The following is a 12,530-nucleotide window of genomic DNA, read 5'->3' on the forward strand; positions in this document are numbered from 1 at the left end:
GCAACCGGGGAGGAGTCCCTATACTCCCTTCGCGCTACGCGACTCAGGAAGAGGTATTACACGCTTTTAGATAAAATCTCTTCCCTTGATCTTGGTCGGATAGATTGGAATCATCCAATCTCCATGCAGGTACTATGCACTATGAGCGAAACAGACAACAAAACATATTCGCAAGGCATCAAACCACGGCGCTGTGGTAGCCACTGAGACGTTTCGCTAGTAAATCTCGCTACTATCGAAGGTATTCCAGTGCCGGATTAGGTTTCTATCCAGGTTCGACCCATGGCGTCGCTCCAAGCTATGCTGTCTCTTGATATATCGCGGTGAACATCGAGGAGAGTGCCGTCATGGCAAACGCTAGAATTCTGCAACAAGGCACCATTCACTGCTTTCCCACCGGCCTGCGCGACGAGAAAGGCAAACTGGTCAATGCCGAGGTCTCTGCTGTGGTGTACGACGGCAAACGCTTGTTATTCGCTAGCGACAAGCCTATTCCTGGCGAGAACCGCTCTGCGGTATTCGCCATGCCCATGACCCCAGAAGGGCCGGACGATGCCCAGCTTGAATACTTCACGATGCCGCTGATCAAGCAGGCCGCCAAGTATGAAGACTTTGCGCTTACCGCCGATGGACGTTATATATTGGCGACCACCGGCTTCGATCGCATCGATGATGCCAGTCATGACCTCAATGCTTACAATCACCTGCTTATATGGCCGCTGGGCGAGCCACATAAGGTGCAAGCAGTGGACCCAGATCCTCGTGATGGGGTAGAGGGATCGCTGGAACTGCGTAACAAACTCGATGCGGCAATCGGCTTTGCCTATTACAAGATCGAAGGGCTAGCGGCGATACCCGGCGATCGCGGAGATGGCTTGCTGCTCTTCGGCATACGCGAGCAAGGCAACGCTCATGATGACTTCGCTTATGTCAGCCGATTGTTAGGAGCGCATTACGAAATCAGCCCGACAGGCAATCTCGTTTTCGTCGACGAGATGCGTGAATTCTACGCATTCGATCCAGGGCATCATGAAGGAGTAAGGTTCGAATGCGGCTTATCCAGCCTAGAGTACGATCCTTATCATGCCCGGCTCTATCTGTTGACCAGTTTTGAGACGGAGCAGAACGGCGAACCCTGTATCGGCGGTTATCTGTGGGTGATGAGCCTTGAAGATTTGCATGCTGGCCGGCTACCTAAACTGGTAACTGGACATGATGGCTCTCCCTTGGAATTTGAGCACAAAGCCGAAGGCCTTGCGGTTCTGGATCACGAACGTATGTTGGTTGTTTACGATAATGACCGTCATCTAGGGCTGGGAGGCATTGATGAACGCAATGAGCGACATGCTTGCGAAGCGCTCTATACACTGTTGAGAATGCGTGATCGGTGATGTTCAATTGCTTCTTAAAGCCAAATGTTTCGCATGCGAAACATGTGCACTATAGAAAAAACTTCTCGAAATGGTAGCGTCGATGGCCAGGACTTAGTTCTACTGTGCCATAAATCGACTTTGCTACAATGCAGGAGTGATATTCTCACAGACCAATGGGTGTTTATGCCACATCACACACTACATGAACGCTTTGAGTCATATCTTGAGGAACTGGCACCGCTACTGGGGCATGCAGATCGTGTTTCCAGCTTCAAGGATTACTGCTATGGCCTGATGATGTCCCTGCCTCGCAAGAGCATCGAACCCATGGCGGCCAGTGTTGATCCTGCTCATGTTCAGGCACGTCACCAGGCCCTGCATCATCTGGTGGCCAAGTCATCCTGGTCGGATCAAGCGCTGTTAACGGGCGTCGCGCAACGGGTCTTGCCCTATATGCAGACGGATACGCCACGTTACTGGGTGATTGATGATACGGCGATCCGCAAGAAAGGCCGTCATTCAGTCGGTGTCAGTCGTCAGTATTGTGGCGAAATCGGCAAGCAGGACAACTGCCAGGCCGCTGTTAGCCTGTCGGTTGCTACCGAGCAGGCGAGCTTGCCGGTGGCATGGCAGCTTTATCTGCCCACCTCCTGGACGGATAACCCGGATCGCTGTCGCAAAGCGGGCGTCCCTGCCGAGGTGAGTTTTGCCACCAAGCCGGAGATCGCTCTGCAGCAGATTAGCCAGACGCTTGAGGCGGGCATTGACCCTGGTATCGTCTTGGCCGATGCCGCCTATGGTAAAAAAACCACATGGCGTGAACAGCTTTTCGAATGGGGGCTGACTTACTGTGTGGGTGTTCACGAAGATCTTAGCGTCTGGGCACCGGGTAGCGACCCTTTACCTTCACGTTGGTCCGGCATCGGGCGGCCACCCAATCATCTTCGAAAGACAAATGAGGATCGCCCTGTATCGGTAAAAACGCTGGCTTCATCTGCGTCGGCTGATTTTCAGGAAGTCATGTGGTGTGAAGGCACAAACAAGCCACTGACGTCCTGCTTTGCCGCGAGCGTGGCACGAGGCCGGAAGTACCGTGAACCGGAGTGGCTGTTGATTGAATGGCCCCAAGGTGCTGATGAGCCCAGTCATTACTGGCTGAGCAACCAGCCGGAGCAAACGTCACTCAAAACCCTGGTGAGCACGGCCAAGGCCCGTTGGCGAATCGAACGTGATTATCAGGAGCTCAAGCAGGAGTTTGGCCTGGATCATTATGAGGGGCGTAACTGGCGAGGCTTTCACCATCATGCCAGTCTATGCATCGCAGCCTATGGTTTTCTGGTCGCTGAACGGCTCAGGTGTCGGGAACAAAAAAAATCTCACTGTTCCCGGCACCTGCGTTACCCGAAGATTACTGGCCAAGAGGGCATGCAACGGGCACAGCGGCACGTCAGTGACTCCATCAGGACGTTACGCTGGCATCTTCACCAAGGGATCATATCGGTTTTAAGTAAGCGACGATTTAATTTTATGACACAATAGAACTAATCAAAATAGAGTTTTCTAGCGGAAAGCGCCAGGCCGTTGCGTTTGGCGTGGAAACGCTGTGAGCCCCTTTCACTAACGGAACATCCAATACCTGCGATGCGTTTGTATTACACAGGGCCTTGCCCAGAAAATATTGGCTTTCTTCTGCTGCCGCGCTTTTCGATGATGGCGTTTTTCTCGGCTGTGGAACCACTGCGGATTGCCAATCGCATCAGCGGTAACACGCTGTTTGTGTGGACGCTTTTCAGTCTGGATGGTGAGCCGGTCACGGCCAGCAACGGTATGACGCTGATGGCGGATAAGCCCATGGGTGGCACGCTGGCGCTGTCATCGCTGGCGGTATGCAGTGGCTTCGAGCCCGAGGCACATCTAAGTCGTGCGCTTATCGCATGGCTGCACCGATTAGATCAAGCTGGTTGTGCACTGGGTGGGCTGGATACCGGTGGTTTTCTGCTGGCCGCAGCGGAGCTGCTCAAAGGCGAACGGGTGACGCTGCATTGGGAGAGTCTACCGGCATTTCGTGAGCGCTTTCCGACCCTGGAAACTTCCGACGAGCTGTTTGAACTGGGCGAGCGGCGTTTCTCTTGCGCAGGTGGTGCCGCGGCCATGGATATGGCCTTGGAAGTGATTGCCCAGCGGCATGGTGCCAAGCTGGCCATGGATGTCTCCGAACAGCTGATTTACGAGCGGCTACGCAGCCGAAGCGACCAGCAACGCATGACACTGACGCGGCGATTAGGTACGCATAATCGTCGACTGGTTGAGTCCGTTGGGCTGATGGAGCGTCATTTGGAAACTCCGCTGTCACTTGCTGAGATTGCCAAGCGCAGCGGTGTTTCCTCGCGTCAACTGCAGCGCCTTTTCGAGCAGGAGTTAGGGGTGAATCCCTGCCACTGGTACCTTCAGCTGCGACTTGTCCGTGCTAAACGACTGCTAACGGAAACCGATATGGACGTACTGGCGGTGGGTATCGCCTGTGGCTTTACCTCAAGCTCCAGCTTTGCCCGTGCGTTTCGCTCCCATTTTAACTACTCTCCGCGGGAGGCGCGCTTGCAAGCAGGTTTATCGTGAAAAATATCGCTTATCGAATGGTTTATGTCACCACTCACCGCACCGCTAAACTAGCGGTGCGGTGAGTGGTGTACTGCCTTTTTGCAAAGGTAGCGCTTCGGGCCAACTGACACTTCGAGCGGCGTTATCTCAGCCTCAAAGCGTTTAATGAATCCCATTCATGTCATTTATGCTAATGACGCCTCAGCGGCCACTTCACGCTGGTGCCTGGCCCGCTTCACCATACGGTAGCGTGAGCAGATCTCGTCGCGTTCCATGTAGCAGCCCTGCAGCCAGCGATGACCGCTTGTGCCCTCAAAAGCGTCGCGGGCGTGGAGCAGCCGGCGGTTGTCAAATATCACCAGATCGCCTGGCTTATAGGTGAAACGGATAGCGAATGCGGGATCGTGCAGCATTTTCTGTAGAACTATCAGCGCCTCATAGGCTGGCTCAACGTCCTCAAAATTGGTTTGCAGCGGTCCGCGTAGGAAGTCGGCTATGCGTACCTCAAACGGCTCACCGTGCTCATCAAGACGAATTATCGGCGAGTACCAGACGTAATCGGTGGTCTTGGCGGTATTAGCAAAGCACCAACGCACTCGGGTCAGAGTGGTAAAGGCGTCGGGGTGATGCTCGCGTAGTGCCTCGGCCACGGCGAAACCGTCGAGCATTACCGCCTCACCGCCTTCCACGCTGTTTTCCAGGCAGTGCAGCATTTGCATACCTGGCTGGTACTCCCTGGTTGGCAGGTCAACGTGAGGTGGCAGGGCGATTGACGTGTAAGCGTTGGAGTCGGGGTTCGGTTTGGCTTTGACGTCGAATAGCATGCCGAAATTGGTAGGCCTTACTGGACCGATACGCTGGGCAATCGCTTCGAGTGAGTCGGGCTTGGTGGGCAGGTTGCGCAGGCGTACTAGCCCCTTGCCCAATATACTTGTAAGAGCAGGGGTGAGAATTTTTTCCTCTGCCTCACCGCCCGCTTTGGTGTCGAGGAGCCCCATGGCGTCCACGTTGTCTGGGCCTTCTCCTGAGTCTCTCTTCCATGTCGTTACCGGTACTAGCGGTACTTCTGGATCACCCGTATTGTCGTAATCGTGAGCTCGAAGCCAGCCGGGATGGAAGCGCAAACGCTGCCCTTCCGGAGCGAAGTCCACGCACAGCGCGCCGGCTTCATCAATCTTGGCGTCGGCAATTTCAGGCCAGCTGGGCAAGGTGGACAGATCAAGAATGCGCTCGCGAGTCGCCGGGTTGACGGTAGTCTTGTCAGCGGCGTTCTCACGTAGCCAGATGCTGTGGAAGCGACTCTCACGTCCGTCGCTCCAGCACACTGTCAGTAGGCGCGGCTTGAAGAATACCTTTTTGAGGTTAGCCTCGATGGGCCAAACATCGTAGTCAGGTGTTAGAGGAAGTGCATGGGTCATGTTGGTCTCCTAGGCGATTGGCTATGTCGCTTAGAATGCCTGTCAAGAACATGAAATTCGCGGCAGGATTCGACACTAACTATGCATAATTCGACACTACTTGCTGTCGTAATTGGCTGGGTGTAGCGCCATAATAGTGGCGAAAGGCACGACTGAAGCTCGACGCGGAGGCAAAACCGCAGGCCAGACTGATGTCCATAATGCTATGTGGCGTTTCACGCAGCAGCCAGTAAGCGTGATCTAAGCGTCGAGCCAAGTACGTCTGCTGAGGCGATAACGCCAAATGGCGGGCGAAGAGGCGGTCGAGGCGACGCCAGGTAATGCCTAGTTCGTTGGCAAGCGCACGGATGCTTAGCGGTGACTCCAGATTAGCCTCCATCAAGCTGATGGCGTGTAGAAGCATCGGCTCTTGGGGAATCGCAGGATTGCGCTGACGACTGGCTGGACGACGCCCCTGCTCGTGGATGAGCTGATCACGCACCTGTTTAGCGAGCGCGTCACCGTGTCGGCGCCGAATCAGATCAAGGCTCATGTCGATGGCTGCACTGCCGCCGGCGCAAGAGAACCCTTCGTCAGTAACCTCGTAAATCGACTCAACGACGTCAACTCGGGGAAAGCGGACGCAGAATTCAGATAGACACTCCCAGTGCAAAGTCACCGTTTTGTCATCGAGTAGGCCGGCGGCGGCTAGCGCATAGCAGCCGGTATCCATGCCGCCAAGCACACAGTCTTCGTGCTTGCGCGCACATAGCCAATCAATCAGTTCGTCATCAATGGCACGCTCGGGGTCAAAGCTTGCACAGACCGCCAGGCTAGGAACCTGAGGTGCTGTGTGAAGGGAGTGGCTGGCAATGAGTGTCATACCGTTTGAGGCCACAACTGGTTCGCCATCGCGGCTAATCAGGTCCCACTCAAATAGAGGACGTCCGTCGATGCGATTGGCTATACGCAGCGGCTCAATAGCAGAGAAGAAGGCTACCATGGCGAAGCGCGGCAGTAGAAGAAATCCAATGCGTTCGGGGACAGTATCTGGGGGCTGGAGTCGCATAAGCGTCAAGAGAACCATGAAGATGGCGCTCTATGGAGCGCCATCTAGTTAATCTGATGGGCCATTACTCTCTCGGATGAGTCATTAAATAGTGAGAGCGGGCCCCCTGTGACATCAAGAATTCAAGGGACGTGTGATGCGCTTGAGTTCAAGATAAGCGTCCAGGCCCGAATCGCCCAGTTCGCGACCTATACCACTGCGCTTCATGCCGCCCCAGCTCCCTTGGGGCGGCGCTACTTGTTCGCTGTTGCACCAGACATTGCCTGCCTCCAGTCGCCGGGCGATGGCTTCGGCGCGGTCCGGGTCGCCGGCCACTACCGTGGCGGCAAGGCCGAAATCGCTGTCGTTGGCCAGGGCGATGGCCTCAGCATCGTCGGCCACGCGTCGTGCGCAGAGCACCGGGCCAAATATCTCCTCTTGCCACAGGCGGCTGATGGTGGGTACCTGGCGGTAGAGACGCGGTGCCACGAAGAATCCATGCTTGGGCAGAGCAAAGACAGGTGTCTCGCTGTGCAGCCCCTCTTCCTCGGCCAAGGCCACGTAGCCCTGTACCTGATCCTGCTGGGTGGCGCTAACCAGAGGACCCATGTCGGTCTCCGCAGCCAAAGGGTCGCCCAGGTGCAGTTCTCCCATGGCGGCGTCGATGGCCGTGTAGAGGTCGTCCGCCAAGCGCTCATGAACCAACAGCCGGCTGGTGGCCGAGCACATCTGGCCGGCGTTGTAGCAGATGCCGGCCATCACCAAATCACAGGCGAGTTCGAGATCGGCATCTTCGGTTACCAGAATCGGTGACTTGCCGCCCAGCTCCAGGGAGATCGGCCTCACGCCCTTGGCTGCTGCACGCATCACCGCTTCACCCACCGGGTTGCTGCCGGTGAAGGAGAGCTTGTCGATACCGGGGTGGCGGCTAAGTGGAGCGCCGATACCCTCGCCGTCGCCCTGCAGAAGATTGAATACACCCGGGGGGAGGCCTGCCTCCAAAACGATCTCCGCCAGTGCCAGCTCGGGGAGGGGGGTGACCTCGGAGGGCTTGAGCACCACTGTGCAACCGGCAGCAAGCGCCGGAGCCAGCTTCCATGCACTGCTGACCAGGGGGAAGTTCCAAGGGGTAATCAGTCCCACCACGCCGATGGGATCCCAGTACCGGCGCGCCTCCAGGTCAGGCTGGCCGTTGTTCTCGATCGTTCCCTGACGACGCCCCAAGGCCACGGCGGCCTCGGCGTAGTAGCGGTAACAGGCAATGGCATCGTTCAGGTCTTGGTAGGCCTCGGCTAGGGGCTTGCCATTGTTGAGGCTGGACAACTCGGCCAATGCCTGGCGGCGGGTCTCAAGTCCCGTCGCGATGGCCTCCAGATACTTGCCGCGGTGGGCCTCCGGGGTGGCTCGCCAGTCGGGCAGGGCACGACGCGCCGCCGCCACTGCGGCATCAACGTCTGCCGGGTCGCCGCGGGTCACCTCGGCGACGAGTGTTTCGTGATAGGGGTCGAACACCGAGCGGCGCGTCTTGCTTCGGCTTGGCACCCAGGTGTTGTCGATGAACTGTTCGTTCAGGGAGTGCATGGAATCTTATCCTGTTCAGCGAATGAGCAGCCAATGACGTCCAGCCGGCCGCTTGCAGCAGGTCCATCAGGGCGATAGTGAAGACCAGCGGGATTGAATTGAACAAAATCCCGCTGCATTCTGCGATTCGATTTTTTGAATGAATCGTCGGAGGGTTCAACAGCAGGATCATATCGCCGGAGTAGGCCCCCACGCTGAGCATGAAGGCCAGGGAGCCGCGCCTCATTCCAGGCTAACGCGAACCGCCGCTAGACTTGGCTCGCCGTCGCGGGTGGTGACACCCTTTAAGAAGGTCTCGATCCGCTCGGGATTGGCCAGTAGCCAGTCGCGGGCGACGACCTCCAGTTCACCGTCTTCAAGGCCGAAGTCGTGGATGAACTCACTCTGCTCGGCAGCTGATAGCTCGAACTGGTCCAGTAGTCGGATCATGTTGGGGTTGGCCGCGTGGTAGGCGTGGGCGACGATGGTGCGTACATCGCTTTGCCCGTTGTTCTCGCCGAACACGCTAGCCGGATCGTCGAGGATTTCCATGTCATACGCCGGCGCCATCCAGTGTGGCGTCCAGCCATAGAAGAGAATCCAGCGCTGCTCACGCTTGGCCGCGTCCACCTCGGCCAGCATGCCTGGCGTTGAAGATTCCCGCAGTTTCCACTGGCTGAGCCCATAGGTATCGGCTTCAACGGCTTCATGGAGATGCTCGCTGACCGTCGATCCACTCTCGATGGAATAGATTTCTGCACCGAAGCGCTCACGGATCTCGGGATCGGCCAGCTGTTTGGCGTTGGTCACGCCGGCCTCATGGACATAGCCGGGTACCGCGAAGCCCATGCGGGCACCGGTGACGTTGTTGCCCAGGTCGACGATGCTGCCCGCTTCCATGGCCGCGTCGTAGCTCTGCTGCTGGGAAGGGAGCCAGCCGGCTAGGAAGGCATCGCTGTCGCCACTTTGCAGTGTCTGGTAGCCCACCGTGGAGCTGACCTCCAGAGCCTGAACCCGGTATCCCAGAGGTTTCACCAGCTGGGAGAGGATCTCACTCTTGACGGTTATTCCTGGCCAGGGGGGCACCACTAAACGCAACTCGTTGCTGGCATCCTGTGCCGCCTGGGCGGTGAACGGCAGCAGGCCGGTGAGAGCCAAGGTAGTCAGGAGGGCAGTTCTACGCATGTCAGGAATCCTTATTTGTCGATTATCGATCTGTTATTGAAAGGCGCTCATCCAAACTGTGGCATCCACCTCAATCAGTAGCGGCGAGTCTTCGTCGCCTAGGTGAGCGAGGGCCTCACCGAGCGAAGTGGGGTTACCCACCGCCCGGTAGCGGCAGGTGTAAGCACTGGCCAGGTCGGAAAAGTCCGGCGCCGTCAAATCGACGCCCAGCTGAGGCACGTCGTGCATGGCCATGTAGCGGCGAATTTCGTCATAGCCCTGGTTATTCCAGATCACTACCGCGACCGGATAGGGGAGATCACGAGCAGTGGCCAGCTCGCCGAGCACAAATTGCAGACCGCCATCGCCCACCAGGGCGACCACCGGGCGCTCGGGGCAGGCCAGGGCGGCTCCGAGGGCGGCGGGCAGGCCATAACCCAAGGTGCCGTAGCCAGTGGCAGAATTGAACCAGCGACGTGGTGCGGGCAATGAGGCGAGAAAGTTGCCGGCATAGACCGGCCCAGTGGAGTCGCCTACTAAAATCGCCTCGGGTAACGTGGCTCGCAAGGTGGCAAAGAGGGGCACATAGGGTGCTAGCTCGGGATCCTCGTTCAGTGCCAGCGCTTGGCGAACTGCGGCAGCGCGACCATCAGCGCCACGGCTCTTGGGCAGTGCCTGCAACAGGGCAGTCATCGTCTCGCCGGCGTCAGCGACCATGGCCAGATCGGCGCCTTGGTTGCGGCCCAGCTGCTGGGGGTCGATGTCCACTCTGATTAACCGCCCGCCGAGATGGAAGCCTTCGTCGAAAACCAGATCGTAGTCGGTCTCGCCCAACTCGGTGCCCAACGCCAGGATGACGTCGGCTTCGGCCGCTAGGCGGCGTGCAGCGGGCAGGCTCATGGTAGCGCCAAGGTCGAGCGGGTGATCGAGACCCAGCACGCCCTTGGCGTTAATGGTGGTCAGCGCCGGGGCCTGCAAACGTTCCACCAACCCACGGGCGGCTTCAGGAGCAGCCACACAGCCGCCGCCTAGCAGCAGCAGCGGGCGTTCGGCCTGACTTAGCCATTCGGCGGCGCGGGCAATGGCGGCGGGAGCCGGTGCCGGGGGAAATACCTCGATCGGGCGCGGTAGGTGTTCGGCAACTGGGGCGTCAAACAGGTCGATGGGAATCTCGATGTGCACTGGCCCTGGCCGCGCGCCGCGAAAGGTCGCAAAGGCGCGCGCCAGGAGCTCCGGCAGCGCCGCCGGGTCGTGCAGGGTATGGCTGAAGACGCTGACGCCGGACAGCATCTGCTGTTGGCTGGGTAGCTCGTGCAGGCGCCCCTGGCCACGTCCCAGCGTATTGCGGTGATTGACACTTGAGAACACCAGCATTGGCACAGAGTCGGCCAGGGCTTGGCCCATGGCAGTGGCGATGTTGGTCATGCCGGGACCGGTAATGATGAAGCAGGCTGCCGGCCGGCCACTGGCCCGGGCATAGCCGTCGGCCATGAAGCCCGCACCCTGCTCGTGGCGTGGGGTGACGTGACGGATTGGGCTCTCGCCCAAGGCACGGTAGAGCTCGATGGTGTGCACCCCAGGGATGCCAAAGGCGGTGTCCACGCCATAGGCTTCTAGCAGGCGCAGCAACTGGCGGGCGCAGGTCTGGCTCATCGGAGTGCCTCTTCGGGAAGCGGTTCAGGCAGCCCGCCGCGGGGCGTGCGACTGAGAATTTTCTCTACCATGGGCACGAAGTGCTCCAGAGGCAGGGTGTCATAATCTGGGTCAAAACTGGCCTGGTCCCAGTGGTCGCAGAAGCGCACGGTACGCTCATAGGCCGGATGGTCGCGGTACTGTTCCCGGGCATGGGGATCCTGCCCGAAGAAGTGCCGGTAGTGATAGCCTTGGAACAGCTCGTGATGGCGAATCATCCAGGCATTGAGCGGGTCGACGAAAGGTTCGAGGATGGCTGCGGCGATCTCGGCATGGTTGGCCGGAGCAAGGTCGTCACCAATGTCGTGGAGCAATGCGCAGACCACCATCTCTTCGTCGGCACCATCACGCAGCGCCCGAGTCGCGGTCTGCAGGCAGTGCTCGTAGCGATCGACCGGATAGCCATGATGGTCGCCGGCTAGGTTGTTCAAGTGGGCGAGAACCCTGCGAGGCGCATCTTCTACATAGTCGCGAAAGCGTGCATCGATCAGTGTCCAGTCGTCACGCTGAGCCTCGCCGAAGTGGCGGAAGCGTGCTTGATTCATGCGGACTCTCCTTGAGCTTGGGAGGTGGCGAGCTGCTGGCGCAGCACGCGGCGGCGGCTGGCGGTGCTATCGCGGTCGACGTAGCCTTGGCGCAGGTGACGCACACCGCCGGCGAGCTGAAAGGCGCTGCGTCCGTGAAGCAAACGGTAGTTATCCATGATCAGCATCTGGCCCGGCTCGAGCTTGAGCTGCAGGGTCAGCTCCTCGCCGGTGATCAATCGATAGAAGGCTTGCCGCGCGGCGTAGTAGACCTCCAGTTCTTCGGGAGGTAGGGCAGGGACGCGTTCGGTGCGGTTGGAATAGCGCACTCGGACCGGTTCGCCGTGGCTGTCCAGTTCAATCAGCGGTCCCTCGCTCTCCAAGTCAGTATCGGCGTCGCGGTAGCGAAAGCTGGGTGTCACCCGGGTAAGGCAAGCATAGGCGCCTGGGTCACGCTCACGCAGTAGTCGGGCAGCCATCAATCCATCGGCTAGGGTACTTTCGCCCCCTTCGGCGGCGTTGGTCAGGCAGTGCAGCCAGATGTAGCCGGGAATGGGGTCGCGGTAGGGATTGTCCGTATGAGGCTCTAGACCACGCTGGGTCATGGTCAGGTCATAGGCGTTGGCTACCGACTTGACGTCGGCGATGCCGCCCCAATTGGTGCGCCGCAGTGGGCCGATGCGGTCAATCAGCGGCTGCATGCCGTCTGCCTCTTCCGGAACCCCTGAGACGATCACAAAGCCGTCGCGATGCAGCGCTTCCAGCATGTCCGAGAGCGCCGCGTCGTTTTCCAGCGCGGCGGCGAAATCGGCCTCGGGGCGGGGGGCGTCGGCAGCGTTCCAGAGGCGCTTAGACGGATCAATCGCCTGGTTATCGAACAGCGCGGCAAGGTCAAAGGCTGTGTGGTGATCGTCGCTGAAGTGAAGGTACAGTCGACCGTCTGTCACTTCTGCGGAGTCGATGCTCAGCGTCAGCGGCAGTTCGGCGGCTTCGACGAGGCGCTGGCCGGTGCGTGGGTCCAAGGTCTCGCCATCCGGGCTGCGTTCACGCAGCCAAAGGGCAGCGAATTCACCGCGCTGACCGTGATGATCGATAGCCAGGCGTCGGCGATTAGCCAAAGGGGTGACGTATGTCATGGCAGCGCCTCCATAGAATGTGTTAGGAACTTTCTTTA

General features: G+C 58.8%; 9 protein-coding genes and 1 pseudogene. 3 read left to right on the forward strand and 7 right to left on the reverse strand.

What is annotated here, in order from left to right; all coding sequences use genetic code 11:
- The first annotated feature begins 347 nt into the window (after positions 1-347).
- The 3 genes and pseudogenes from DU506_RS04260 (at position 348) to DU506_RS04270 (ending at position 3,989) form a co-directional block, all read left to right on the forward strand.
- Entirely contained in the window at positions 348-1,391 is a 1,044-nt protein-coding gene (locus DU506_RS04260) for a hypothetical protein (RefSeq protein WP_114485704.1), read from the forward strand.
- 165 nt (positions 1,392-1,556) lie between these two features.
- Positions 1,557-2,827 (forward strand): annotated as a pseudogene (locus DU506_RS04265) (IS701 family transposase).
- A gap of 187 nt (positions 2,828-3,014) precedes the next feature.
- Positions 3,015-3,989: a GlxA family transcriptional regulator gene (locus tag DU506_RS04270; RefSeq protein ID WP_114485705.1), complete on the forward strand. Its 975-nt coding sequence runs from the start codon at positions 3,015-3,017 to the stop codon at positions 3,987-3,989.
- Positions 3,990-4,156: 167 nt separating this feature from the next.
- Here the strand turns inward: DU506_RS04270 and DU506_RS04275 are convergent, their stop codons facing one another.
- The 7 genes from DU506_RS04275 to tmpA all read right to left on the reverse strand — a co-directional run bounded on the left by DU506_RS04275 (position 4,157) and on the right by tmpA (position 12,492).
- Positions 4,157-5,389: a TauD/TfdA family dioxygenase gene (locus DU506_RS04275; protein ID WP_114485706.1), complete on the reverse strand. Its 1,233-nt coding sequence runs from the start codon at positions 5,387-5,389 to the stop codon at positions 4,157-4,159.
- Positions 5,390-5,468: 79 nt separating this feature from the next.
- Positions 5,469-6,437: a GlxA family transcriptional regulator gene (locus DU506_RS04280; protein ID WP_181870688.1), complete on the reverse strand. Its 969-nt coding sequence runs from the start codon at positions 6,435-6,437 to the stop codon at positions 5,469-5,471.
- Between the two features lie 114 nt (positions 6,438-6,551).
- Positions 6,552-7,997, reverse strand: a complete 1,446-nt coding sequence (locus DU506_RS04285) for an aldehyde dehydrogenase family protein (protein ID WP_114485707.1) — start codon at positions 7,995-7,997, stop codon at positions 6,552-6,554.
- Positions 7,998-8,219: 222 nt separating this feature from the next.
- Entirely contained in the window at positions 8,220-9,161 is a 942-nt protein-coding gene (locus DU506_RS04290) for a glycine betaine ABC transporter substrate-binding protein (RefSeq protein ID WP_114485708.1), read from the reverse strand.
- Between the two features lie 33 nt (positions 9,162-9,194).
- Positions 9,195-10,793 carry a 5-guanidino-2-oxopentanoate decarboxylase gene (locus DU506_RS04295; protein WP_114485709.1) on the reverse strand — a complete coding sequence of 533 codons (1,599 nt, stop codon included), beginning with the start codon at positions 10,791-10,793 and terminating at the stop codon, positions 9,195-9,197.
- Positions 10,790-11,377, reverse strand: a complete 588-nt coding sequence (locus tag DU506_RS04300; RefSeq protein ID WP_114485710.1) for an HD domain-containing protein — start codon at positions 11,375-11,377, stop codon at positions 10,790-10,792. Before DU506_RS04300 ends, DU506_RS04295 begins: the two co-directional genes overlap by 4 nt.
- Positions 11,374-12,492 carry a 2-trimethylaminoethylphosphonate dioxygenase gene (tmpA, locus tag DU506_RS04305; RefSeq protein ID WP_114485711.1) on the reverse strand — a complete coding sequence of 373 codons (1,119 nt, stop codon included), beginning with the start codon at positions 12,490-12,492 and terminating at the stop codon, positions 11,374-11,376. The genes DU506_RS04300 and tmpA overlap by 4 nt, the downstream gene beginning before the upstream one ends.
- Between the last annotated feature and the right edge of the window lie 38 nt (positions 12,493-12,530).

Origin of the sequence: Vreelandella rituensis (genome assembly GCF_003336665.1) — a bacterium.
Taxonomy (GTDB): Bacteria; Pseudomonadota; Gammaproteobacteria; order Pseudomonadales; family Halomonadaceae; genus Vreelandella; species Vreelandella rituensis.